The organism is Umezawaea tangerina, assembly GCF_003002815.1.
Lineage (GTDB): Bacteria > Actinomycetota > Actinomycetes > Mycobacteriales > Pseudonocardiaceae > Umezawaea > Umezawaea tangerina.
In genome coordinates, this window is sequence record NZ_PVTF01000020.1 from 75290 (window position 1) to 98767 (window position 23478).

Annotated in this window: 27 protein-coding genes; 20 read left to right on the plus strand and 7 right to left on the minus strand. The window is 71.3% G+C overall.

From position 1 onward, the window contains the following. The first annotated feature begins 16 nt into the window (after positions 1–16). From CLV43_RS42910 to CLV43_RS42960, 11 genes are all read left to right on the plus strand, one after another. Positions 17–2026: a TRAP transporter permease gene (locus tag CLV43_RS42910; protein WP_106196265.1), complete on the plus strand. Its 2010-nt coding sequence runs from the start codon at positions 17–19 to the stop codon at positions 2024–2026. Next, a complete protein-coding gene (locus CLV43_RS42915) occupies positions 2019–3008 on the plus strand; it encodes a TAXI family TRAP transporter solute-binding subunit (RefSeq protein ID WP_106196105.1) in 990 nt (329 codons plus the stop codon). Before CLV43_RS42910 ends, CLV43_RS42915 begins: the two co-directional genes overlap by 8 nt. Before the next feature lie 28 nt (positions 3009–3036). After that, a complete protein-coding gene (purD, locus tag CLV43_RS42920; protein ID WP_106196106.1) occupies positions 3037–4293 on the plus strand; it encodes a phosphoribosylamine--glycine ligase in 1257 nt (418 codons plus the stop codon). Between the two features lie 138 nt (positions 4294–4431). Further along, a complete protein-coding gene (locus CLV43_RS42925; RefSeq protein WP_106196108.1) occupies positions 4432–4878 on the plus strand; it encodes a hypothetical protein in 447 nt (148 codons plus the stop codon). Continuing rightward, the gene (locus CLV43_RS42930) at positions 4878–5474 is read left to right on the plus strand and encodes a DUF3558 domain-containing protein (protein WP_106196110.1); all 597 of its coding nucleotides are present in this window, start codon (positions 4878–4880) and stop codon (positions 5472–5474) included. The genes CLV43_RS42925 and CLV43_RS42930 overlap by 1 nt, the downstream gene beginning before the upstream one ends. 8 nt (positions 5475–5482) lie before the next feature. After that, positions 5483–6763 carry a hypothetical protein gene (locus CLV43_RS42935; protein ID WP_106196112.1) on the plus strand — a complete coding sequence of 427 codons (1281 nt, stop codon included), beginning with the start codon at positions 5483–5485 and terminating at the stop codon, positions 6761–6763. Beyond that, on the plus strand, positions 6760–7533 hold the full coding sequence (locus tag CLV43_RS42940; RefSeq protein WP_106196113.1) for an ESX secretion-associated protein EspG: 774 nt from the start codon (positions 6760–6762) through the stop codon (positions 7531–7533). Before CLV43_RS42935 ends, CLV43_RS42940 begins: the two co-directional genes overlap by 4 nt. Positions 7534–7647: 114 nt before the next feature. Then, positions 7648–8199: an ESX secretion-associated protein EspG gene (locus tag CLV43_RS42945; protein ID WP_106196115.1), complete on the plus strand. Its 552-nt coding sequence runs from the start codon at positions 7648–7650 to the stop codon at positions 8197–8199. Positions 8200–8269: 70 nt separating this feature from the next. Next, the gene (locus CLV43_RS42950; RefSeq protein ID WP_106196117.1) at positions 8270–8581 is read left to right on the plus strand and encodes a hypothetical protein; all 312 of its coding nucleotides are present in this window, start codon (positions 8270–8272) and stop codon (positions 8579–8581) included. Further along, positions 8578–9795, plus strand: a complete 1218-nt coding sequence (locus CLV43_RS42955; RefSeq protein ID WP_106196118.1) for a transglycosylase SLT domain-containing protein — start codon at positions 8578–8580, stop codon at positions 9793–9795. Before CLV43_RS42950 ends, CLV43_RS42955 begins: the two co-directional genes overlap by 4 nt. A gap of 459 nt (positions 9796–10254) precedes the next feature. Beyond that, positions 10255–11409, plus strand: coding sequence for a pyridoxal phosphate-dependent aminotransferase (locus tag CLV43_RS42960; RefSeq protein ID WP_106196120.1), 1155 nt, complete (start codon positions 10255–10257; stop codon positions 11407–11409). Here the strand turns inward: CLV43_RS42960 and CLV43_RS42965 are convergent. Then, the gene (locus CLV43_RS42965) at positions 11406–11948 is read right to left on the minus strand and encodes a hypothetical protein (RefSeq protein WP_106196122.1); all 543 of its coding nucleotides are present in this window, start codon (positions 11946–11948) and stop codon (positions 11406–11408) included. The genes CLV43_RS42960 and CLV43_RS42965 overlap by 4 nt on opposite strands. Positions 11949–12040: 92 nt before the next feature. Here CLV43_RS42965 and CLV43_RS48280 point away from each other — a divergent pair, with 92 nt between their 5' ends. Next, positions 12041–12196 (plus strand): hypothetical protein, encoded by a 156-nt coding sequence (locus CLV43_RS48280; protein WP_170156270.1) that lies wholly within the window; start codon positions 12041–12043, stop codon positions 12194–12196. Positions 12197–12236: 40 nt separating this feature from the next. After that, complete coding sequence (locus CLV43_RS42970) at positions 12237–13019, plus strand: potassium channel family protein (RefSeq protein ID WP_106196124.1); 783 nt, start codon at positions 12237–12239, stop codon at positions 13017–13019. Here CLV43_RS42970 and CLV43_RS42975 read toward each other — a convergent pair. Next, complete coding sequence (locus tag CLV43_RS42975) at positions 12996–13589, minus strand: HAD-IA family hydrolase (RefSeq protein WP_106196126.1); 594 nt, start codon at positions 13587–13589, stop codon at positions 12996–12998. The genes CLV43_RS42970 and CLV43_RS42975 overlap by 24 nt on opposite strands. Before the next feature lie 13 nt (positions 13590–13602). Next, the gene (locus CLV43_RS42980; protein WP_106196128.1) at positions 13603–14622 is read right to left on the minus strand and encodes a threonine aldolase family protein; all 1020 of its coding nucleotides are present in this window, start codon (positions 14620–14622) and stop codon (positions 13603–13605) included. 153 nt (positions 14623–14775) lie between these two features. On the opposite strand from CLV43_RS42980, the gene CLV43_RS42985 reads away from it, so the two are divergent. The 7 genes from CLV43_RS42985 (at position 14776) to CLV43_RS43015 (ending at position 20384) form a co-directional block, all read left to right on the plus strand. Beyond that, positions 14776–15294 carry a SigE family RNA polymerase sigma factor gene (locus CLV43_RS42985; protein WP_106196129.1) on the plus strand — a complete coding sequence of 173 codons (519 nt, stop codon included), beginning with the start codon at positions 14776–14778 and terminating at the stop codon, positions 15292–15294. Between the two features lie 23 nt (positions 15295–15317). After that, positions 15318–16022, plus strand: coding sequence for a hypothetical protein (locus CLV43_RS42990; protein ID WP_146175134.1), 705 nt, complete (start codon positions 15318–15320; stop codon positions 16020–16022). 69 nt (positions 16023–16091) lie between these two features. After that, the gene (locus tag CLV43_RS42995; RefSeq protein WP_106196133.1) at positions 16092–16673 is read left to right on the plus strand and encodes a TetR/AcrR family transcriptional regulator; all 582 of its coding nucleotides are present in this window, start codon (positions 16092–16094) and stop codon (positions 16671–16673) included. 64 nt (positions 16674–16737) lie between these two features. Continuing rightward, positions 16738–17283, plus strand: coding sequence for an RNA polymerase sigma factor (locus CLV43_RS43000; protein WP_106196135.1), 546 nt, complete (start codon positions 16738–16740; stop codon positions 17281–17283). After that, positions 17280–18119: a hypothetical protein gene (locus tag CLV43_RS43005; protein WP_106196137.1), complete on the plus strand. Its 840-nt coding sequence runs from the start codon at positions 17280–17282 to the stop codon at positions 18117–18119. The genes CLV43_RS43000 and CLV43_RS43005 overlap by 4 nt, the downstream gene beginning before the upstream one ends. A 25-nt stretch (positions 18120–18144) precedes the next feature. Further along, positions 18145–19572: an adenylosuccinate lyase gene (purB, locus tag CLV43_RS43010; RefSeq protein WP_106196139.1), complete on the plus strand. Its 1428-nt coding sequence runs from the start codon at positions 18145–18147 to the stop codon at positions 19570–19572. Further along, entirely contained in the window at positions 19569–20384 is an 816-nt protein-coding gene (locus CLV43_RS43015; RefSeq protein ID WP_106196141.1) for an MOSC domain-containing protein, read from the plus strand. Before purB ends, CLV43_RS43015 begins: the two co-directional genes overlap by 4 nt. A 120-nt stretch (positions 20385–20504) precedes the next feature. Here CLV43_RS43015 and CLV43_RS47445 read toward each other — a convergent pair whose 3' ends face one another. Genes CLV43_RS47445 through CLV43_RS43035 form a run of 4 tightly spaced genes read right to left on the minus strand, consistent with a single transcriptional unit; the run spans position 20505 to position 23448 of the window. Continuing rightward, a complete protein-coding gene (locus CLV43_RS47445; protein WP_146175135.1) occupies positions 20505–20963 on the minus strand; it encodes a hypothetical protein in 459 nt (152 codons plus the stop codon). Between the two features lie 48 nt (positions 20964–21011). Beyond that, positions 21012–21773, minus strand: coding sequence for an amino acid ABC transporter ATP-binding protein (locus tag CLV43_RS43025; protein ID WP_106196145.1), 762 nt, complete (start codon positions 21771–21773; stop codon positions 21012–21014). Next, positions 21773–22600, minus strand: coding sequence for an amino acid ABC transporter permease (locus CLV43_RS43030; RefSeq protein ID WP_211304833.1), 828 nt, complete (start codon positions 22598–22600; stop codon positions 21773–21775). Before CLV43_RS43030 ends, CLV43_RS43025 begins: the two co-directional genes overlap by 1 nt. Then, positions 22597–23448: an ABC transporter substrate-binding protein gene (locus CLV43_RS43035; protein ID WP_106196149.1), complete on the minus strand. Its 852-nt coding sequence runs from the start codon at positions 23446–23448 to the stop codon at positions 22597–22599. The genes CLV43_RS43030 and CLV43_RS43035 overlap by 4 nt, the downstream gene beginning before the upstream one ends. Positions 23449–23478: the final 30 nt, after the last annotated feature.

Below are 23478 nucleotides of genomic sequence, written 5' to 3' on the forward strand. Positions count from 1 at the left end.
GACATCGGGGGTGTCCGTGGCTGGTCCAGTCGAGCGGGTCAGCTCCTCCCCGGAGGAGCGGCCGGACGTCGCGGAGCTGGTCGCCGAGTACGACGAGGAACGCCCCTCGCGCAGGCTGACCGGCCGCTGGGAGCTCGGCGTCCGGGTCGCGGCCCTCGCCGTCGCGCTGCTGGTGCTCAAGCAGGTGTTCGACCCGTTCGCCAAGGGCAACCAGTTCTACCTGGTGGTGTTCCTCGGCCTGACCCTCCCGCTGGTGTTCCTGGGCTATCGGCCGTGGAGGTCGGCGGCCGACCGCCCCGGCCCGCTGGACTGGGTGCTCGCGCTGGTCGCGCTGCTCGTCGGCCTGTACCCGGTGCTCGGCGGCTACGACGCGTTCCTGGACCGGCAGGGGCAGCTGTCGGCGCTCGACGTCGTCGCGGGCGCGCTGCTGCTCGTGCTGGTGCTGGAGGCGTGCCGCCGCACCACCGGTCTCGTGCTCCCGGTCGTGTGCCTGGTGTTCCTCGCCTACGCCTACTACGGCGGGTACCTGCCGCAGGGCTGGGCGGTCGCGCACGCGGGCATCGACTTCAGCCACGTCGTGAACGCGCTCTACAACGACGCGAGCGGCTTTTTCGGCACCCCGCTGGACGTCGCCGCGACCTACATCGTGCTGTTCACCATCTACGGCGCGGTGCTCGACTCGTCCGGCGCGGGCAAGTTCTTCGTGGACATCAGCTTCGCCGCGTTCCGCAACTCCCGCACCGCGCCCGGCCGCACCGCCGCGCTGTCCGGGTTCCTGCTCGGCACCGTGTCCGGCTCGGGCACCGCGACGACGGTCAGCCTGGGCGCGGTCACGTGGCCGATGCTGCGCAAAGCGGGTTACCCGAGGGAGAACGCGGGCGGGCTGCTGGCGGCGTCCGGCATCGGCGCGATCCTCTCGCCGCCCACGCTGGGCGCGGCGGCGTTCATCATCGCCGAGTACCTGCAGACCTCGTACCTCGACGTGCTGCTGTGGGCGACCGTGCCGACGTTGTTGTACTACCTGGGGATCGTGCTCGCGGTGGAGGCGGACGCCCGCCGGTTCGGCGCGAAACCCGTCGCCGTGGACTCGCCCAGCGCGTGGAAGCTGTTGCTGCGCGGCGGTTACCACTTCCTGTCGCTCGGGATCATCGTGCTGTTCCTGGCGCTGGACATCCCGCCGTTCGCCGCCGTCGTGTACGCGACCGGGGTGGCCGCGCTGTTCGCGCTGGTCGCCCGCTGGCGGTCGCGTGAGGACGGTTTCCTGTTGGCGTGGCTGCGATCCGTGGCCGACGCGCTGTCGTCGGGGGTGCGCGGCGCGCTGCCGGTGATCGCGGTGTGCGCGGCGGCCGGGATCATCACGTCCACGATCACCAAGACCGGTCTCGGCCAGGTCCTCGCCTCCGCGCTGGTGGGCGCGGCCCGCGCGGTGTCGTCCAACCCGACCGCCGTGCTGGCGCTGACGGTGGTGTTCGCGGCGGTCGCGGTCGGCGTGCTGGGCCTCGCCGTGCCGGTCACCGCGTCGTTCATCATCTCGTGGGTCGTGATCGGACCGGCGCTGGCCGACCTCGGCGTCGCCGCGCCGGAACGCGCGATGTTCATCTTCTACTACGCGGTCCTGTCCGAGGTCACGCCGCCGACCGCGCTGGCCGCCGTGGCCGCCGCCGCGATCACCGGCGGCGCGGTGATGAGGACGATGTGGCAGACGTGGAAGTACACGCTGCCCGCGTTCCTCGTGCCGATCGCGTTCGTGCTGACCGACAACGGGTCCGCGCTGCTGCTCCAGCGCTCCGCCGTCGACGCGGTGTGGGTGACCGCCGTGTCGGCGCTCGGGGTCGCGGCGCTGGCGGTCGTCACCGGCGGCTGGCTGGTCGGCCGGGCGGGCCTGCCCGAGCGGCTGCTCTGCGTGCCCGCCGCGCTGCTGCTGCTCTACCTCCAGCCGACCACCATCGCCGTAGGGATCGGGTTCCTGGCGGTGGCCGTGGTCGTGCACCTCGTGTTGCGGAAGGGGAGAACCCAGGATGCGTAGCTGGAACCTGAAGGTCGCGGTGGCCGTGCTCGCGGTCGGGCTGGTCGCCGCCGGGTGCGGCGGCAAGCGCGAGGCGGCCGGGTCCGGTGACGCCGCCGCGGGCTCGTGCGAGGCGGCCGACGGGCGGATCACCATCGCGACCGGCAACGCGGGCGGCGTGTACTACGTCGTCGGCGGCGGGCTGGCGCAGCTGATCAGCGCCAACACCAAGCTCAAGGCCACCGCCGCGGAGACCGGCGCGTCGGTGCAGAACATCCAGCAGCTCGTCGCTGGCAACTACGACGTGGCGTTCTCGCTGGCCGACACCGCCGCGGACGCCGTGAACGGCAAGGACGCGTTCGACGGGAAGCCGCAGAAGGTCAAGGCGCTGACCCGGCTGTACTCGAACTACACGCAGGTGCTGGTGCGGACCGACAGCGGTATCGACGGCATCGCGGACATGAAGGGGAAGCGGATCTCCACGGGCTCCCCCAAGTCCGGCACCGAGGTCATCGCCAACCGGCTGCTCGCCGCGGTCGGCCTCGACCCGGCCGCCGACGTGCAGGCGCAGCGGCTGGACCTGACCAAGACCGCGGACGGCATGAAGGACGGCAGCATCGACGGGCTGGTCTGGTCCGGCGGCCTGCCCACCGCGCAGATGACCGACATCACCACCTCGTTGAAGGGCAAGGTGAAGCTGATCGACATCAGCGGTCAGCTGGACGCCCTCAAGAAGATCAACCCCGTCTACGACGTCGCCCCGATCCCCGCCGCCACCTACGGCATGGCCGCCGACGTGCCCTCGATCGTGGTGCCGAACGTGCTCCTCGTGCGCGAGGACTTCCCGGCCGCGAACGCGTGCGCCATCACGAAGCTGATCTACGACAAGAAGGCCGACCTGGAGAAGGTGCACCCGGCGGCCAAGGACATCACCAAGGGCAAGGCCGCCGAGACCGCTCCGGTGCCCCTGCACCCCGGATCGGAGCAGGCACTGAAGGGTTAGGCCGGATAGTCAACTACGCTGCTCCATCGTGCGTGTCCTGGTCATCGGGTCTGGCGCCCGTGAACATGCCCTTGTCCTCGCTCTGGCGAAGGACCCCGAGGTGATCGCGCTTGCCTGCGCACCGGCGAATGCCGGGATAGCGGGGCTGGCCGAGGTCTACGGGGTCGACGTCGGCGACGCCGGGGCTGTCGCCGCCCTGGCCAAGGAGTGGAACGCCGACCTCGTCGTGGTCGGCCCCGAACAGCCCCTTGTGGCGGGCGCGGCCGACGCCGTGCGCGCCGCGGGCATCCCGTGCTTCGGCCCGTCGAAGGACGCGGCCCGCATCGAGGGCTCCAAGGCGTTCGCGAAGGACGTGATGTCGGCCGCGGGCGTGCCCACGGCGACCAGTGAGATCGTCGACACGTCGGCACGCCTCGACTCGGCGCTGAACCGATTCGGCCCGCGCTGGGTGGTGAAGGACGACGGCCTCGCCGCGGGCAAGGGCGTCGTGGTCACCAGCGACCGCGCCGTGGCCCGCGCGCACGCCATGACGCTGCTCGAAGGCGGCCACCCCGTCCTCCTGGAGTCCTTCCTGGACGGTCCCGAGGTCTCCCTGTTCTGCCTCACCGACGGCACCACCGTCGTCCCGCTGCTGCCCGCGCAGGACTTCAAGCGCGTCGGCGACGGCGACGCGGGCCCCAACACCGGCGGCATGGGCGCCTACTCCCCGCTCTCCTGGGGCGGCCCCGACCTCGTCGACACCATCGTCGGCACCTGCGTGCAGCCCGTCGTCGACGAGCTGCGCGCCCGCGGCAACCCGTTCACCGGCCTGCTCTACGCCGGGCTCGCCATGACCTCCACCGGCCCGCAGGTCATCGAGTTCAACTGCCGCTTCGGCGACCCCGAGACCCAGTCCGTCATCTCCCTGCTCCGCACCCCGCTCGCCGGCCTCTTCCTGGCCGCCGCGACCGGCGAGCTCGCCGCCCACCCGCCGCTCGACTGGGCCGACGGCTACGCCGTCACCGTCGTCATCGCCGCCGAGGGCTACCCCGGCATGCCGCGCACCGGCGACGTCATCGGCGGCAGCGAGGCCGAGGGCGTCCTGCACGCGGGCACCCGCCGCCGCGAGGACGGTGCCGTCGTCTCCGCGGGCGGCCGCGTCCTCTCCGTCGTCGGCACCGGCGACTCCCTCGCCGAAGCCCGCACCGACGCCTACACCCGCGTCGCGGGCGTCCACCTCACCGGCTCCCACCACCGCACCGACATCGCCCTGAAGGCCGCGAACGGCGAGGTGACCACCCCGTAACCACGCCGGGTCACCATTCCCCGAACAGCGGAACCGGCCACGCCCGCACTTCGTCCAACCACAGGTGCGCCTCACGCCGGCGTTGGTAGCCTGCGAAGCGGGACCGGACCGTCACCGACCGTACGGGGGTAGGACGACGTGGCACAGGAGAACATGGCAGGCAACGCCCTTCTCGGGGCGGCCGCCACTGCCGGCGGTGCCATCGGCGCAGCCGTCGGCTCGCTGTTCGCCGCCGAGGGCGCCCTGGGCAAGATGCTCGGCAGCGGCGCCCCCACCCAGGGTTTCGAGATCGACAGAGAGAGCGTCCTGCAGGCGGGCCAGATCATCCAGGGCGAGATCGCGAAGCTCGGCAACAAGCTCACCGAGGCGACCGGGTCGCTCCAGGTGAACGCCGAGGACGAGGTGAACAGCGCCATCGCCAAGGCCTGGAACTCACGCTTGGTCCAGGGTGAGGAGTCTTACGCGGGGCGGGTCCGGCAGTACATCGCGAGTCTCCGCAACCTGGTCGAGCAGCTCCGCACCGCCGCGGAGCACTACGGTTTCACCGATGAAGAAGTAGTAGCCGCATTGGGGCCCAAGCACTGATGTCCAAGATCCTTTCCGGGTTCGCCCTTCTCGCGGCAGGTCTGGTGCTGGTGGGGTGCACCAGCGAGGTCGGTGGGTCCGCGGGTACCGACACCACCAAGGCGCCCGCCTCGTCGACCTCCTCCGCGGGGTCGTCCTCGAAGGTGGCGCCTCCGGTGCGCCCCAGCGTGATCAACGTCAACACCCTCGACCCGTGCAAGGCGCTCACCGCCGACCAGGCGAAGGAGATCGGGGCGCCCACCACCACCCGGCAGGACGCCGACCTGGTGAAGAAGGGCAAGGCTCCCGGCTGCCTGTACAGCAGCGTCGGGTACTACACGTACAACGTGGTGCTCATCTCGAACGAGGGCGTCGGGTACTGGCGCCAGGGCAGCGGCAACGTGGACCGCAAGGAGACCCAGGTCGCCGGGTACGACGCCATCCGCACCAACCTCATCGGTCAGCACGACTCGTGCAGCTTCTGGGTGGACGTCGCCGACGGGCAGATGGTCTACGTGAACTTCCTGCCCATCGACGAGATGACCCTCGACCAGGTGTGCGACAAGGCGCAGAAGGGCACTGAACTAGCACTGGCAACGCTCAAGACCTTGGCGTGAGGGGAACCATGTCGTACGAGCAGCTTCCTGACTTCCGGTTCGAGGGCCGTGACAACGCCGCCCTCTCGCAGTTGGTCGCCCAGTTCAACGCCGGTGACAGCGCCCGCGCCTTCGGTGAGGCCTCCGAGCAGCTGCGCAAGCTGGCCGCGCAGCTGGAGGACACCGACAACACCCTGCGTCGCGAGCTGGGCAAGCTCGGCATCGCGTGGAAGGGCGCTGCCGGGGACAAGGCCGGGACCGCGTTCAAGGCGGAGGCCGACTACGCGGATGAGATGAACACCAGCGGGCAGCAGAACTCGACGGCGACGATGGTGCAGAGCGAGTCGCACAGCAGTGCGCGCAACAGCATGCCGGAGCCCGCGAAGCTCAACGGTGCCACCGAGACGTCGTTCGTGGACGACGTCGGCGGGTTCTTCGGGTACGAGACGGACCACGCGGCGGAGGTCAAGGAGACCAACGCGGCGCGGGAGCAGGCGATCCAGGGGCTGACGCAGTACACGCAGGCGAGCCAGGCGGCGCTGGACGAGTTCCAGGCGCCGGGCAAGCCGCCGAACTTCGAGGTGACGAGCACGTCGTCGGCGGTGGGCACCCCGGTCGGCTCGGGCATCTCCGGGATCGGCAACCCGACGCCGGGCATTCCCGGTGGCACCACCGGTGGTGTGCCGGTGGGTGGTGTGCCGAACCCGCCCGGCGGTGGCGGTGTGGTGCCGACGCCGAACCTGCCCGGTGGCGGGGTCGTGCCTCCTCCCGGTGTCGTGCTGCCCCCCGGCGGCACGACGGGGATCGCGCCGCCGTTCACCGGTGGTGGGACCACGGTCAACCCGGCCGCGGCCGGGATGGTGCCGAAGGGCGGCGGGATCGGGCCGGGGCTGGGGATCGGGCTCGGGCTGGCCGGTGCGGCCGGGCTGGGTGCGGCCGCGGCGACGGCGAAGGGCGCGCGGGTCGTGCGCGGTACCGGCGGGCCCGGAACCGGTGCGGCGCCGAAGGTCCCGGTCGCGAAGCCGGGTGCGCCCGGTGTGGGCGGCAACGGCACGATCGGCAAGGGCGGCACGGCCGCGGGTGGCATGGCCGCTGAAGGCGAAGGGCGTGCGGCGGGTCGCGGCGCGGCCGGCGCGCGCGGTGGGGCCGGGTCGATGATGCAGCCCGCCGCCGCGGCCGGTGGTCGTGGGGCCCAGGGTGAGGAGGACGACGAGCACGTGCGCAAGTACGGGGTCGACTCCGACGACGTCTTCGGCGACGATCGGATGGTCGTCCAGTCCGTGATCGGTGAGGAACCCCAGAACAAGTGACAACGCCGGGCTCGGTCGTGCTTTCCACCCTGGAGTTCGACGTCGTGTGGGAGGCCGCCCGGCTGGTGCGGCGCAACGTCGCGCTGGACGTGCCGAGTCCGGGGATCACGCACACCGAGCGCGCGGAGTTCGTGCGCGGTGCGTGGGCCTCGCTCGAAGGGCGCGGTCTGGCCCGCGGTGGCCGGGTCGTGCCCGAGATCGCGGACGCGCTGGCACTGCTGTCCAACCCCCAGGTCTCGATCGACATCTGGATCTGGGCGGGCGGCCGCAAGATCACCGGACTCGCCGCGGCGGCCGGTGAGGAGGCGGTGCTGGCCGTCGTCGACGGCGGCGAGGTGTGGCTGATCGAGTCCAGGGGCAGTGCGCTCGCCGAGGCCGCCGTGTCGGTGGCCGGTGACATGCCCGCGGGCTTCGGGCGGTCCATCAGCCTGCCCAACGACGTCCTGCGCGCGGCTTCCGACGAGGCCGGTCGCAACGCCGAGAAGCTCGTGCTCGCCTTGGAGCGCAAGGGTTTGCCGCTCAGCGAGGCCCAGGAGCTCGCCCGCATGGCCGACGGCATGGGCACCCGCGGCCAGTTCGGCGCCGAACGCGGCCAGAACGGCGGTCCGCCGCTGCGCGCGGGCCGTGTGGTCGCCTTCCACGACGCCGCTTCCGGCCGGTTCCTGCACCAGGTGCGGCCCAGCACGGACGGCCGCAGCTGGAGCACGATCACGCCCGTCGACAACGCCCGGCTGGCCGCCTGCGTGTGGGAGCTGCTGCAAGAGGTCTGACGGCGGAACCGCGCCACCGCCCGTCGCGTCGAACACCCAAGCGGGTTCGGGGGGTCCGGAGCCATGCCCGCGGCCATCGGGAGTTGACGTCTGGTGACCCCAGAGCGACAGACCATGAGTTCCGCCGCCTACCTCGCGGCATGGGAACACCTCGACCTCGGCGCCATGCCGATCGTCCTACACGTCCAGCACGACCGCCTGGCGGTCGCCGCGGCCCTGAGCGAGCTGTCCGACCTGGACCTGCTGCGGGGCAACGAGATCGACCCCTGGCTCACCGCCGCGTTCACGCTGCTGGCCAACCCGCCGCGCTCGGCCGACCTGCGCCTGGGCATCGGCCGGTCGGGCGTGCGCGCGCTGGCCGGGTCGGCGGGCGGCGGTGGTGTGCTGGCGGTGCTGAGCGACCACGAGCTGACCGTCCGCGACCTCGCCCACGAGGACCTGGCCGCCGAACTGGTCACGCTCGTGCCGCCGTTCGCACCCGCCACCCGGCTGCGCGGCCGGTTCGGCGCCGCCGTCCTCGACCCGTCGGGCCGCAGGCGCCGGGCCGCCGACTCCGTCGACTTCCACGACGCGGAAACGGGTCGCCTCCTGTCCGACGGCACCGCCGCCGACCCCGAGGTGCTCAAGGAGAGGGTCGTCACGCTCCTGCGTGACCTCGATGGATGACTTTCGGCGCTAAACCGGGACGGCGCCCCATCGCCGTTCTAACATCGAAGACGACTGCAAGGGGGTTGGCGTGGTTATCGCGAAGATCAACGCCGAGGCGATGGAACAGTGCCGGAGCACCGTCTCCAGCCAAGCCGGGCAATTCGGCGCGGTGGGCGACGGTTTCGCCGACCAGTACGGGAATCCGGACATCTTCGGCAAGCTCGCCGGTTCCGGCGGACTCGCGTCCGCGGTGTCCGGTCTGGACAGCGCGGTGGGCACCGAGCTCGCCGCCGCCGAGACCGTGCTCGGCAAGGTCGAACGCGCCCTCGACAAGGTCCAGAACTCCGTCGTCGACCTCGACGACCAGGCCGCCCACGCCTTCCGGACGGTGCGACCATGAGCGCGAAGGACGAGGTCGCGGCTCTGCCCGGCGGCCAGGCGCTCGCCGCGCTCGCGGAGAAGGTCGACACCGCCCAGCCCGAGGCCGTCAAGGAGATCGCCACCCGCTGGAAGGAAGCCGCGGACAAGTGCGGCGAAAGCGGCAACACGGTCCAGCAGTCGGTCAACCAGCTCGACGGCGCCTGGGAAGGCGTGTCCGCCGACGGTTTCGTCGCCTACATGGGCGAGTTCACCAAAAGCGGCAATTCCGTCAAGGACGCCCTGACCAACGCCGCCACCGACCTGGAATCCGCCGCGGCCGCCCTGGAAACCGCCAAGACCTCCATCACCCGCATCTGCGAAGACCTGCTCAGCGCCGCCCGCCGCGTCCGCGCCCAGAACCCCGATGCCGAACCGACCGACATCGACGCCCACATCCAGGGCCTCTGCGCCGACGCCGCAGGCGACGCCCAACCCGTCATCGCCACCGCCGAGAACGCCCTCAACACCGCGTTGAGCGCCCTCAAGGGCCGCGCCACCGCCATCTCCCCCAAGTTCTCCGCCTTGGGCGACCCCACCATCCAGAAGTTCGTCCCCGCCACCGACAACCCCGTCGAGTGGACCCCCAAGACCGAAGCCGACACCAACACCTCCAGCGCCGACGCCCCACCCGCCCCCCAGGACACCACCCCGGTCAACCAGCCGCCCAGCACCTCCACCCCCAGCGGTGGTAGCAGTAGCGGCGGTGGCGGAGGCGGCGGCGCCGCATTCGCCGGAGGCGGCGGTGGCGGCGGAGGCGGTGGCGAATCCGGCGGCGGTGGCGGCGGCTTCGGCGGCTTCGGCGCCAGCGGCCCCCCGCCAACCAGCGGTCCCCCGCCCGGCAACGTCGACCAGTGGATCCGCGAGGCCATCCGCATCCTCCAGGAGAACGGCATCCCGGTCACCGACGCCAACATCGACGAGATCTGGACCATCATCGAGAAGGAGTCCGGCGGCAACCCGCACGCCATCAACGACTGGGACTCCAACGCCGCCGCGGGCACCCCTTCCAAGGGCTTGATGCAATGCATCGACCCCACCTTCAACTCCTACAAACTCCCCGGCCACGACGACATCTACAACCCCGTGGACAACATCATCGCCGGCGTCCGCTACACCTTCAGCCGCTACGGCGGCTTCGAAGGCCACCCCGGCCTGGCCTCCATGGCCAGCGGCGGCGGCTACCAGGGCTACTAAAGACAAAGACAAAGGCAAAGACAAAGTGAGGCCGTGGCGTGCCAACACGCCACGGCCAACACCACGCCCACTCGACGCGCAGCGAGCACCCGCCCCAGCCACATTGGGCGAAGCCCGCCAGCGCGCATCCGGCGCGGAGCGCCTGGGGCCTTGTCGGCGCCAGCCGATGCCTTGTCCAACGGCGCAGCCGAGGATGCCTTGTCGGGCGCAGCCCGATGCCCTGTCGAGCGCAGCTCGATGTCTGGCGAAGCCAGATCCCCTCCCGCCCCCGATAAACAGCGCCCTCCTGATTGATCTTGGTTTGTCAAGACAGCCCTATCGTCTTGACAAACCAAGATCAATCATTGGAACAATTGCGCGCACGGGGGCCGGGCTTCGCCAGGGGGTGGACACAATGCAATCCGAGGGCCGGGCTTCGCTCTTCCCCCAGACCTCAACCCCACCATTAACCTCCCCCACATGCCCCACCCCCTGACCCCCGCCTCCAGAGCCGACATCCCTCCCTTCCACGTCATGGACGTCATGTCCGCCGCCGCCACCCGCCAACGCACCCACGGCGACGTCATCTCCTTCGCCGCCGGCCAACCCTCCAGCCAAGCCCCTTCCCCCGTCCGCGCAGCCGCCCAACGCGCCCTCACCGACCTCCCCCTCGGCTACACCGAACAACTGGGCATCCTCGAGCTCCGCACCGCCATCGCCTCCCACTACCGCCGCCAGTACGACCTCGACATCTCCCCGCGGGACGTCGTCATGACCACCGGCTCCTCCGGCGCCTTCCTCCTGGCTTTCCTCTCCGCCTTCGACCCCGGCGACCGGGTGGCCCTCGCCCGACCCGGCTACCCCGCCTACCGCAACATCCTCAACGCCCTCGGCTGCGATGTCGTCGAACTGCCCTGCGGCCCGGACACCAGGTTCCAGCCCACCGTCGAGATGCTCGAGGAAGCCGGCCCGCTCAAGGGCCTGGTGGTCGCCAGCCCCGCGAACCCCACCGGCACGGTCCTCGCCCCCGAAGAGCTCACCGCCCTGGCCCACTGGTGCACGGCGAACGACGTGCAGCTCGTCAGCGACGAGATCTACCACGGCATCGGCTACGGCCGCCCCCAGAGCTGCGCCTGGGAGACGTCCCGCGACGCCGTCGTCGTCAACTCCTTCTCCAAGGCCTTCGCCATGACCGGCTGGCGCCTGGGCTGGATGCTCGCCCCCGCCCACCTGCACCGGGCCATCGACCGCCTGACCGGCAACTTCACCCTCTGCCCGCCCGCGCTGGCCCAGCACGCGGCCATCGCGGCGTTCGACCCCGAGTCGTACGCCGAGATGGACCTCCTGGTCGCCGGTTACAAGACGAACCGGGACCTGCTGCTGGACGGCCTGCGCGACCTGGGCATCACCGAGGTCGCCCCCGCCGACGGCGCCTTCTACGTCTACGCGGACGTCAAGCACCTCACCGACGACACCATGACCTTCTGCCGCGAACTACTGGAAGGCACCGGCGTGGCCATCGTCCCCGGCGTCGACTTCGACCCCGTCCACGGCCACGAGTTCGTCCGGATGAGCTTCGCGGGCTCCACCAACGACATCGAGGAAGGTCTGCGGCGGCTCAAGACCTGGCTCTAGTGGCACTGCCACAGGAACCGGCCCTCCCCCGCCATCTCGTCCACGAACGCGTACCCGGTCCCGGCGTCCCCGAAGTTCGGCTGCTTCTCGAACGGCAGGTCGCCGAACTGGGCGAGGAACCGGTAGTCCCCCTCGGGCCAGTCGTTGTTCTGCACCCACTCCGGGTACCCGCCCACGAGGTTGTCCGCGGACCCCGTCTCGCCCCGCGTCGGCATCAGGTCCACCGCGAAGTCCGGCCCGTACGTGGGCCCGGTCGCCTGGTCCGACACGCGCAGGAACGACGGCACCGGGCCGGGCTGCACGAGGCAGGCGTTCTCGCCGCCCTCGGGCTCCCACGTGTCGTCCACGTACTCCTCGTCCTCGGTCATGAACAGGTACACCAGCCGCTCGCCGGGCAGCGCGATCTGGCCGAGGAACCTCATCTGCGTGCCCAGCTCCCGCGACAGCGGCCAGGTGGGCGTGTCCAGCCACACGGGCTGGCCGCCGAACTTGGTGACGGGGTCGGTGATCGGTCCGCTGGGTGTGAAGACGGGGCGCATGGGACTGTTCTACCTGGGTGGGCCGACAATTCCGGGAACCGACGTGCCCCGGCGGTCGTTCACCGGGTGAGAAACTTCAGGGGGAGGACATCATGATCCGGATCATCGCGGTTCTGCTGGCGATCTGGTTGGCGCTGACGATCCTGGGCGCCGTGGTCAAGGGCCTGGTGTGGCTGGCGGTCATCGGGGGCGTGCTGTTCCTCGGCACGGCCGCATACGGCGCGATCAAGGGCAAGTCCAGGACCTGAACCACTGGAAAACCCCAGGTCGAGGGTTCACTATGGACCAATGCTCCAAGCGGACGAACGCCGCCTCGTCGCCTGGGAGAACCGTGCCGAGTGGCCGCTGACGGGCCTCGCGGTCGTCTTCCTCGTCGCCTACGCCTGGCAGGTGCTGGACGACGGCGCCACGCCGGGCGTGCGGACGGCGTTGGAGATCGCCCTGTGGGTGGTCTGGTTCGTGTTCGCGGTGGACTACGTGGTGCGGCTGAAGCTGGCCGTGAACAAGCCGCGGTTCATCGTCCGGCACCTGTTCGACCTGCTCGCGGTGCTGCTGCCGATCGTGCGGCAGCTCCGCGTCCTGCGCCTGGTCACCGTCCTGAACGTGCTGAACAAGCGGCTCGCGGGCAAGATCCGCCAGCGGGTCGGCATCTACGTCGCGGGCGTGACGCTGATGGTCGGCCTGTGCGCGTCGCTGGCCGTGCTGGACGCCGAGCGGCACCACGAGAACGCCACCATCACCACGTTCGCGGACGCGGTGTGGTGGACGCTGACCACGATCTCGACGGTCGGCTACGGCGACCGCTACCCGGTGACCTGGGAGGGCAGGCTGGTCGCGGGCCTGCTGATGGTCGGCGGCATCGCCCTGCTGGGTGTCATCACGGGAACGATCGCGTCGTGGCTGGTGGAGAAGCTCAGCGGCGTCGAGGAGCAGCTCCAGCGCACCGACGACGCGCTCGTCGCCGAGGTCCGCTCGCTGCGCACCGAGCTGGCCGAGCTGCGCGCCGAGCTGAACAGGACCGCGCTCGGCGGCCAGCCGCTCAACGGCTCAGCGGGCCCCGAGCACGCCTAGCCGCACCAGCTCCTCCCGCGCGGGCACGGCGCCGCGCCACAGCACGCCGCCCATGCCCGCGGTGAGCGCGCCGTCGATGTTGACCTGCCGGTCGTCGAAGAACACGCAGTCCCGCGGCTCCGCGCCGAGCTGCCGGGCCAGCGCCTCCCAGATCGCCGGGTCGGGCTTGGCCACGCCCAGGTCGCCGGAGAACACCAGGTGCCGGAAGTCCTTGGTCCACTCCTGCCGCTCGGCGACCCGCGCGAACGACACGGGCGCGTTCGACAGCAGCGCCAGCGGCAGGTCGGCCAGCTCGTCCAGCAGCGCCAGGCTCTCCGGCGCGGGGTGCAGCCACCCCTCGATGTCGACCTCGGTCAGCTCGGCCGCCAGCTCCGGCGACACGGACACGCCGACGCCGTCACCCACGGCCCGCCAGTAGTCGAGGTCGGCCTGCCCGCGGTCGTAGGCGTCGCGCGGGGCCCAGTAGGCCGCGTCGAGCGCGTCCACCGGCACCCCGAGCAGCGCCGCGAGCGTCGGCAGCGCCGCCGTCCTGGTGCTGATGACCTCGCCGTAGTCGAACACGATCCACACGCGGGACGCTCCCTCAGCTGGCGGACGAGATGCGGCGCAACGTCTCCTTGATATCAGCCTCGGTGACGTCGCGGTGCGTGACGAAGCGCAACTTGCCGCCCATCGGCCCGGCGTACACGCCCAGGTGCCGCAGCCCGGTGAGGGTGACCTCCAGGTCGGGCACCTCGGCCAGCACGATGTTCGTCTCCGGCGTCGGCACGGTCCAGCCCAGCTCGACCAGCCCGTCGGCGAGCGTCCGCGCGTTCGCGTGGTCCTGCGCGAGGTCGTCGATCCGGTCCAGCCCGACCAACCCCGCGGCCGCGAGCACGCCACCCTGGCGCACGCCGCCGCCGAGCATCTTGCGGGTCCGCCGCGCCTCGGCGACGAACGTGGGCGACCCCGCCACCACGGACCCGACGGGCGCGCCGAGGCCCTTGCTCAGGCACACCTGCACGCTGTCGACGCCCACGGTCAGCGCGGCGGGCGGGACCCCGAGCGCCACGGCGGCGTTCCACAGCCGGGCGCCGTCGAGGTGCACGCGCAGCCCGGTCTCCTTGGCCACCGACACCAGCATCGCGTGCTCGTCGGGCTGGGTGACCGTGCCACCGGCGTAGTTGTGCGTGTTCTCCAGGCACAGCAGCGTGGTGCGCAGGTCGTAGTACGGCCCCTCGGTGCCCGCGGCGGCCCGGATGGCCTGCGCCGAGGCCCGGCCGGGCGCCGCGTCCCACTCCAGCGCCTGCGGCATGCCGCCCGCGAGCCACGCGCCGCTCCCCAGCTCGGCGTCCAGCACGTGCGCGCCGACCGGAGCCAGGAACCGGTCGCCCCGGCGCAGGTGGATCATGAGCGCGATGAGGTTGCCCATCGTCCCGCTCGGCACCCAGAGCGCCGCGTCGACGCCGAGCAGCTCGGCGACGCGTTCCTCCAGCGCCCGCATCGTGGGGTCGTGGTCGATGACGTCGTCCGCGACCTCGGCCGCCGACATGGCTATGCGCATGGCCTCGTCCGGCTGGGTCACGGTGTCCGAGCGGAGGTCAATGGGTGAGAGCTGGGTCACGAATGGATCACATCACACCGGACGGGTGCACACCGAACGCGAACCGAAGTAGGACGATGGGGGGTGACGCACATCTCCCGGGGTGTCCGTGCAACCGTTGGCCCGACGAGTTACGTCCCGTATTCGCAAGCACGACGAGCGGAGAGAGTCCGCGTGGACCAGCACGACGAGCAGGAGTTCGCGGAGTACTTCGCAGCTCGCCGGGAGGCCGTGCGCCGAACGGCGTTCCTGCTCTGTGGTGACTGGCACCGGGCGGACGACTTCGCGCAGACCGCGTTCGTCGCGCTGCACCGCAGGTGGCGCAAGATCCGGGACAAGCAGGCCCTGGACGCCTACGTCCGCCGCTCCGTGGTGCGCGCGGTGATCGACGAGTCCCGGCGGCCCTGGCGGAGGGAGCGGTTCGTTGACCGGCTACCCGAGGCACCCGCGGGCGACGGCGAGATCGGTGACGCGGTCGCCACGCGGGAAGCCCTGGTCCAGGGCTTGCGGCGGGTACCTCCCCGACAACGGGCGGTGCTCGTGCTGAGGTTCCTGGAAGGACTGGACGTGGCAGGGGCCGCCGAGGCGCTGGGATGCTCGGAGGGCACCGTCAAGAGCCAGACCGCGAGGGGGCTGGCGGCACTGCGCGAAGCCCTCGGCGACGCGATCGACGACTTGCGACCGGCTTCGTGAACGCGTCGGGGAGGTGGATGCAGGTGGACGAGAAGAAGCTCGCCGAGCTGTTCGAGGACGCGGTGCGGGACGCGCCACCGCCGTCCTTCGACGCGGGCGACGTCCGCGCGGCGTCGGACCGCGCGACCAGGCGGCACCGCTCCGCCGTCGCGCTCGGCTCGACGATGGCCGCGGTGGTCCTGTTCGGCGGTGTCGCGCTCGGCACCGGCCTGTTCAACGGTGCGGCGAGCGACTCGCTCACCAGTGCCGACGCCGCCGGGTCCGCGAACGCGCCCAAAGCCGCCACGCCCTACGGAATGGCCACCGACACCGCGCCCGAGCAACGGGAAGTGCCGTCGGTCAACAGCGTCCCCGGAGACACCTCCTTGCAGGGAGAGGCGGCTTCGGGGAGTGTCAGCCCCCCGGCTGACAGCGCCCCCAGTGGGTGCACCGTCGACCGGGAGCTCGCCAACGCCCTCGCTGGCGAGCTCCCGGCCGATGCCTCGACGGTCTCCGCGCCCGCCGCGCTCACCTGCCCCACGGGGTCCAAGGCGGCGTCCTACGCCGTGGCGGGCGGCGCGTTCTACGCCGTCGTCACGCCCGGTAGGCAGCCGCTGACCAGCGCCACCGGTGAGCAGCTGACGGGCAAGCTGACCAAGAACGGGAACACGCTGTACGTGGTCACCGACTCCGCCGCGTTCGCGGGCAAGGTCGACGCGGTCACCGCGAAGATCCGCGAGAGGTTCTGACCGGCCCTCCCGGTGTCCTCGGCCCCAACCGCGCGAGCGGGTGACGCCGACATGGGACAATGGGCCGTTATGACCGCTGCAACACCCAAGGGCGAGCGCCGCCGTCAGGCGCTCGTCGAGGCCGCCATCGGCCTGCTGGTCGACGGCGGGTTCGACGCGGTCCGGCACCGGGCGGTCGCGGAGCGCGCGGGCCTCCCGCTGGCGTCCACCACGTACTACTTCGACTCCCTCGACGAGCTCATCGCGGCCGCGCTCGACCACCACGGCCGCGCCGAGATGGCGTACGGCAAGGCCCGGTTGGCCGAGCTGGACCCGGCGGAGTGCGGCGGCGAGGCGTTCACCGACCTGGTCCTCGACCTGCTGCTGGGCCCGCCCGGCGACGTCGAGGCGGTCGTCCTGCGCTACGAGCGGCTGGTCGCCACCGGCCGCCGCCCGTTCCTGCGGCCGCTCATGCGCGAGCTGAGCGGCGAGCTGCACGCCCTGATGCTGGCGATCTTCACCAAGGCGGGCAAGAACGTCACCGCCGACCAGGTCGCCGAGCTCATCGCCCTGGTCGACGGCGCCGTGGTGAACGCGCTCGTCGAGGTCAGCCCCGACCCCAGGGCGGCAGCCCACCGGATGCTCACCGTGGCGTTGGCGCGAACGTCCTGAGACGCCGTGCAACCCCGTTCGCCCGCGGTGCGTGACAAGGGGTGAGTGCGCGGAAGGGGTATGCATGCGCAAGGCCGAGGAGCAGGGCTTTCGTGAGTTCGCGGTGACCCACGCCGCCTCACTGCGCCGCACCGCGTTCCTCTTCTGCGGCGACTGGCACACGGCCGAGGACCTGATGCAGCAGAGCCTGATGAAGCTCTACCAGGCCTGGCACCGGGTCCAGCAGCAGGACCACGCGGGGGCGTACGCCCGCAAGATCCTCTTACGGACGTGGCTGGACGAGAAACGCAGGCCGTGGAGGCGTGCCGAGCAGCGCGACGGGGAACTCCCCGAGCAGGCCGACTCGAACGCCGACCCCGACCTGGTGAGCGGCCGCCTGTGGGCCCGCGAGCTGATCCAGAAAGCACTGATCAAGGTGCCTCCCAGACAACGTGCCGTGCTCGTCCTGCGGTACTTCGAGGATTTGTCCGTCACGGACGTCGCGGCGGTGATGGGGTGCACCGAAGGCACGGTGAAGAGCCAGACGGCGAGAGGGCTCGTGGCTTTGCGAGCCGCCGTCGACGCGTTGGAGAACAACGGCTCGACTATGGAATCGGAGGTGGCGTCGTGAGCGAGCAGGACTTGCGTGACTGCATGCGGGAAGCTTTGTGGGACGAGCCTCCGCTGAACTTCGACCCCGACTCCTTCATGGAACGAGCCGAGAAGCTGACCAAGCGCAGACGCGCCCTGGCCAGCGTCGGCGTCGCCACCGCCCTCATCATCGCCACGGTCGCGACGCTGCCCGCGGCCATCATGGCCAACAGGTCGCAGGTCGACACCGCCACGAGCAGCGAGGCCGCGCCGCCCAGCTCCACCAAGGGGCTGGCGACCATGAAGTGGCCGCCGAACGGCGCCACCCGCCAGAACCACGTGTACGCCGAGGTCCAGCCCCACCTCCTGGTCGTGTGGCAGGACTACCTGAGCCCCGCGATCCAGCGCACGGGGGTCGACCCGAACAGCATCGGGACGTGGAGCCCGGACTTCCAGGGGTCGTCCTACGTGCAGGACAACTCGGTGTCCGACGTGCTCCGCGGGTCGGTGGTGTACTCCGGCCCCACCGGGTCCGCGCAGCTCGACGTGACCATCGCGGGCCCCGGCGCGTGGGACCCGGCGCCGGACCAGCTCTGCCAGAAGTACTACTCGGAGCCCAGCACCTGCACGTCGACGGCGCAGGGCGACGGGTCGGTGCTGGTCATCGGCGAGTACATGAGGGACGTGCAGGGCAAGAGGGTCCCGGCCGAGCGCAGCGCGTTCCACTACCGGCCGGACGGGTCGGTCGTCATGATGAGGTCGAGCAACGCCATGATCTCCTCCGTGCAGAAGTCGAGCACGGACGACCTGATCCCCTTGACGGGGGAGCAGCTGGCGGCGATGGCCTCCAATCGGGGCATCACGCTGACCCCGTGACCGGCCGGTTGACTAGGCTCGCACCGTGAGCAAGCCCCGGATCTCGAACGTCCTCGCAGGTCGCTACGCCTCGAACGAACTGGCGACCCTGTGGTCCGCGGAGCACAAGATCGTGCTGGAGCGCAGGCTCTGGCTCGCGGTGCTGCGGGCGCAGGCTTCCCTCGGCATCGAGGTGCCCGACCAGGCCATCGCCGACTACGAACGGGTCGTGGAGCAGGTGGACCTCGCGTCCATCGCGGCCCGCGAGCGGGTCACCCGCCACGACGTGAAGGCCCGCATCGAGGAGTTCAACGCCCTCGCCGGGCACGAGCAGGTGCACAAGGGCATGACCTCGCGCGACCTGACCGAGAACGTCGAGCAGCTGCAGGTGCTGCGCTCGCTGGAGCACGTCCGCGCCCGCACGGCCTCCGTGCTCGCCCGGCTCGCCCGGTTGGCGACCGAGTACACCGACCTCGTCGTGGCGGGCCGGTCGCACAACGTGGCCGCGCAGGCCACGACGCTGGGCAAGCGCTTCGCGTCCGCGGCCGACGAGGTGCTGGTGGCGTTCACCAGGCTCGACGAGCTGATCGCCCGCTACCCGCTGCGCGGCATCAAGGGCCCGGTCGGCACCGCGCAGGACATGCTCGACCTGCTGGGCGGCGACCCGGCGAAGCTCGTGGAGCTGGAGCGCACGGTCGCGGGCCACCTCGGCTTCGAGAAGGTGCTGACCAGCGTCGGCCAGGTGTACCCGCGCTCGCTCGACTTCGACGTGGTCTCCAGCCTCGTGCAGCTGGCCGCGGGCCCGTCGTCGCTGGCCAAGACCATCCGGCTGATGGCGGGCCACGAGCTGGTCACCGAGGGCTTCAGGCCCGGCCAGGTCGGCTCCAGCGCCATGCCGCACAAGATGAACACCCGCTCGTGCGAACGCGTGAACGGTTTCGCGGTGGTCCTCCGCGGCTACCTGTCGATGGTCGGCGAGCTGGCAGGCGACCAGTGGAACGAGGGCGACGTGTCGTGCTCGGTCGTCCGCCGGGTCGCGCTGCCGGACGCGTTCTTCGCGCTGGACGGCCTGCTGGAGACGCTGCTGACGGTGCTCGACGACTTCGGCGCCTACCCGGCCGTGGTGGCCCGCGAGCTGGACCGCTACCTGCCGTTCCTCGCCACGACCAAGGTGCTGATGGGCGCGATCCGGGCCGGTGTCGGCCGGGAGACCGCGCACGAGGTGATCAAGGAGAACGCGGTCGCCGTCGCGCTCGCGATGCGCGAGCAGGGCGCCGAGAACGACCTCCTCGACCGGCTCGCCGCCGACGACCGGCTGCCGCTGGACCGGGCCGCGCTCGACGCGCTGCTGGCCGACCGGCTCTCGTTCACCGGCGTGGCCGCGCAGCAGGTCGAGTCGGTCGTGGGCCAGGTCGAGGACGTCCTGACCAAGTTCCCGACCGCGGCGGGGTACGTGCCGGAGCCCATCCTGTGACTCCGGTCGTCCACGGTCTGTCCCTCTACCCGATCAAGGGTTGCGCGCCGACCGAGCTCACCACGAGCGCGGTCGGCGAGACCGGCCTCGCGCACGACCGCGAGTTCATGCTGGTCGACGCCGAGGACGGCCACTTCATCAGCCAGCGCAAGCTCGCCGCCATGGCCGTCATCCGCCCGACCGTCCTGGACGGCGGCGACCGCCTCGTGGTCTCCGCACCCGGACGTCCGGACCACGAGCACAAGACCCGCCGCGACGGCGACCGCAGACCGGTGAAGGTGCACTGGTGGGACGGCGTCGGCGTGGACCAGGGCGACGACGCCGCCGACTGGTTCAGCGCGGTCCTCGACCGCCCGTGCAGGCTGGTCCGCGTCCCACCGGACCTGGACCGCGGCCTCGAAGGGGAGGGCAAGGTCGGTTTCGCCGACGCCCACGCGCTGCTGATGACCTCGCTGTCGTCGCTCGACGGACTCAACGAGCGCATCCTGCAACGCGGCGCCGACCCGGTCCCGATGAACCGCTTCCGCCCCAACATCGTCGTCTCCGGCTGGCCCGAACCGCACACCGAGGACCGGGTGCGCCGGGTGTCGATCGGCACCGCCGTGCTCGGCTACGCCCGGATCTGCGTGCGCTGCGTCGTGCCGACCGTGGACCAGGAGCTGGGTGTCCGGGCGGGCCACGAGCCGACCAGGACGCTGGCGGAGTACCGGCGCGCGGAGGGCGGGGTGACGTTCGGGATGAAGGCCATGGTGCTCCGGCACGGCACCGTGTCCGTCGGCGACGTCCTCGACGTCACCACCTGGGCGGACTGAGCACCGAGCAGCACACCGGCCACAGCGATCAGGGGTCCCCCGGCGAGGGGGACCCCTGATCTTCACGTTACCCGGGTGGTCCGACAGTTTCAGCGGGTGCTGAGGACGATCATGCGTCGGCTACAGCTGCTGCCACCGCAGCTCGCCCTGCCCGTCCGGCACGCACCTCATCGGCCGCAGCCGCCGGTTGACCGCCATCGCGCCCTCGATCGCGCAGGTCGCTCCCTGCACGACGATCGGCCCGTCCTGCGGTTTCTCCGGCGGGGTCGGCGCGACCTCGGTGGGCGGAGGCGGCGGTGCGGGCGGAAGGGTCTCGACGGGTGGTGGTGGAGGTGGTTCGGGGGTGGGCTCGGCGACCGGTTCCGCCGGCGGGAGGGGCTGGACCGAGATGGGTCTGTTGGACGGCACGGACGCCGCGGTCGACGAGCTGGTCTGCGGTGACGTGGAGATGCTCGGCACGGTCGGTGGGGGTTTCGGCGCGGCGTCGGGGGATCCGCAGCTCGTCGCGATGAGCAGCACCACCAAGCCTGCGCCCGCGACTGCTGCGGTGGACCAGACGGCCTTCTTCCGGAACGGCACGACAAGCACCATAGGTGCGGATGGGCGCAACCAGAACCCCTGAACGGGCTACAGCCGCCCCGCGTCGATGATGCGCCGCAGGAACCGCCTGGTGCGCTCGTGGGTCGGGTCGCCGAGCACCTGCTCGGGCGGACCGGACTCGACGAGCTTGCCGCCGTCGAGGAAGCAGACGCGGTCGGCGACCTGCTTGGCGAAGCCCATCTCGTGCGTGGCCATGAGGATCGTGCGGCCCTGACCGGCCAGTTCGCGCACCAGCGCCAGCACCTCGCCGACCAGTTCGGGGTCGAGCGCGCTGGTGATCTCGTCGAACAGCAGCAGCCGCGGGTCGTAGGCCAGCGCCCGCGCGATGGCGACCCGCTGCTGCTGCCCGCCGGACAGCCGGTCGGGGTAGGAGTCCGCCTTGTCCGCCAGGCCCACACGGGAAAGCAGGTCGCGGGCGCGGTCGTCGGCGGTCCCGCGCGGCACGCCGTGCACGACGCGGGGCGCCAGGGTCACGTTGTCCAGCACGGACATGTGCGGGAACAGGTTGAACGCCTGGAACACGATCCCCATCGCGCGCCGGGCGCGGTCGGCGTCCACCCGCGGGTCGGACACGTCGACCCCGTCGAGCAGCACCTGGCCGTCGTCCAGCTCCTCAAGCAGGTTCGCGCAGCGCAGCAGCGTGGACTTGCCGGACCCGGACGAGCCGATCAGCACCACGACCTCGTGCTCGTGCACGTCGAGGTCGACGCCGTCGAGCACGGTGGCCTGGCCGTACCGCTTCACCAGCCCCCGCACGGCGAGCACCGGATCCGTTGCGGACGTGGACATCAAGCCCCCTGCCTGCGCGCGGCGCGCCGCGACATCCAGTCGGCCAGCCGTCCGGACGGCACGGCCAGCAGCACGAACAGCAGCCCGGCCACGACGTACGGCGTGAAGTTGTACGACCCCGCCGACTCGATCTGCGCGGCCCGCACGGCGTCGACCGCGCCGAGCACCGAGATCAGGCCGCAGTCCTTCTGCAGCGCCACGAAGTCGTTGAGCAGCGCGGGGAGCACGCGCCGGACCGCCTGCGGCAGCACGACCAGGCGCATGGTCTTGCGGTGGTCAAGGCCGAGCGACCGCGCGGCGGCCAGCTGCGACGGGTGGATCGACTCGATGCCCGCGCGGAAGACCTCGGCCACGAAGGCGGAGTAGACGAGCACCAGCGCGATGCCGCCGAGCAGCACCGGGTCGTTCGGGATGCCGCTGAGCCGCAGTCCGGGCAGGCCGAAGCCGACCAGGTACAGGCAGATGATCAGCGGCAGCCCGCGGAACAGGTCCACGTACCCGGTCGCGAGCGCCCGCAGCGGGAACCACACCGGGCCGCGCAACGTCCGCAGCCCGGCGATCCCCAGCGCCAGCACCAGGATCAGCACCTCGGCGACCACCAGCACCCGGAGGTTGAGCCACAGCCCGTCCAGGACCGCGGGCAGCGTCCGCCACGCCGTGGAGAGGTTGAAGAACGACAGCCTCACCCGCGGCCAGCCCGGTGCCCGTGTGACCGAGAACCACACCGCGGCGGCGAACACCACCGTGGACACCAGGGCGACCGCGGTGGAGCGACGAGAGCGGGAACGCTTGTACGCCAAGCGCTCCCGCTGGAGGTCACTGGTCACTTGAGCTCGGGGGCCTTGCCCTCGGTCGTCAGCCACTGTTTCTCGATCTCGGCCAGCCTGCCGCGCGACCGCAGCGCCTCGACGGCCGTGGACGCGCAGCCGGTGAGCTTGCTGCCCTTGTCCAGAACGATGCCGAACTGCTCGGGCTTGCCGTCGCCAGGCGGGATCTGGCCGACGATCGTCGCGTCCTCCATCTCGGAGGAGGTGATGAAGAACGCCGTCGGCAGGTCCACCACGAGCGCCTCGACCTGCCCGGCGCGCAACGCGGCCTTCGCGTCGTCGTTCGTGTTGTAGACCGCGATGTCCTGCGTGGCGACCAACCGCTTGGCGGCGTTGAAGCTGGTGGTGCCGACCTGGGCGCCGATCTTGGCCTTCCGCAGCTCCTCCACCGACTTCGCGCCCGCGACCGGGGCGGTCTTGAGCGCGACGACGGCCTGGGCGACGGTGTAGTACGGCGCCGAGAAGTCCACCGCCTGCTTGCGCTCCTCGGTGATCGAGAACTCGGTGAGGTTCAGGTCGTAGGTCTTCGCACCGGGCTGGATGGCCGCGTTGAACGGCACCCGCACCCAGGCGACGTCGGTCTTGGCGTAGCCGAGCTGTTCGGCGACGGCGTAGGCCACGGCGGACTCGAAGCCCTTGCCGTTGGTGGGGTCGTCGTCCTGGTACCACGGCGGGTAGACGGGCTGGTCGGTGCCGAACGTGAGCTTCCCCTTGACCAGGGTCGCCAGGTTGTCCTTCGTGCAGGGGACGCCGTCGACGGCGGTCGGGCCGGACGGGGGCGTGGCCTGGTCCACCGGGGCACAGGCGGCCAGCAGCAGGGCTGCGAAGAGCAGGGCGGGAGCGCGCATGCCGGGGAATCTAGCCTCCTCCGGCCGTTT

Coding starts and splice junctions, on each gene's coding strand:
- CLV43_RS42960 (WP_106196120.1), top strand. CDS start 10,255: ATGCCCCACCCCCTGACCCCCGCCTCCAGAGCCGACATCCCTCCCTTC.
- CLV43_RS43000 (WP_106196135.1), top strand. CDS start 16,738: ATGCGCAAGGCCGAGGAGCAGGGCTTTCGTGAGTTCGCGGTGACCCAC.
- CLV43_RS42935 (WP_106196112.1), top strand. CDS start 5,483: ATGTCGTACGAGCAGCTTCCTGACTTCCGGTTCGAGGGCCGTGACAAC.
- CLV43_RS43025 (WP_106196145.1), bottom strand. CDS start 21,773: ATGTCCACGTCCGCAACGGATCCGGTGCTCGCCGTGCGGGGGCTGGTG.
- CLV43_RS43035 (WP_106196149.1), bottom strand. CDS start 23,448: ATGCGCGCTCCCGCCCTGCTCTTCGCAGCCCTGCTGCTGGCCGCCTGT.
- CLV43_RS42930 (WP_106196110.1), top strand. CDS start 4,878: ATGTCCAAGATCCTTTCCGGGTTCGCCCTTCTCGCGGCAGGTCTGGTG.
- CLV43_RS48280 (WP_170156270.1), top strand. CDS start 12,041: ATGATCCGGATCATCGCGGTTCTGCTGGCGATCTGGTTGGCGCTGACG.
- CLV43_RS42995 (WP_106196133.1), top strand. CDS start 16,092: ATGACCGCTGCAACACCCAAGGGCGAGCGCCGCCGTCAGGCGCTCGTC.
- CLV43_RS42965 (WP_106196122.1), bottom strand. CDS start 11,948: ATGCGCCCCGTCTTCACACCCAGCGGACCGATCACCGACCCCGTCACC.
- CLV43_RS42945 (WP_106196115.1), top strand. CDS start 7,648: ATGAGTTCCGCCGCCTACCTCGCGGCATGGGAACACCTCGACCTCGGC.
- CLV43_RS42970 (WP_106196124.1), top strand. CDS start 12,237: ATGCTCCAAGCGGACGAACGCCGCCTCGTCGCCTGGGAGAACCGTGCC.
- CLV43_RS42915 (WP_106196105.1), top strand. CDS start 2,019: ATGCGTAGCTGGAACCTGAAGGTCGCGGTGGCCGTGCTCGCGGTCGGG.
- CLV43_RS42955 (WP_106196118.1), top strand. CDS start 8,578: ATGAGCGCGAAGGACGAGGTCGCGGCTCTGCCCGGCGGCCAGGCGCTC.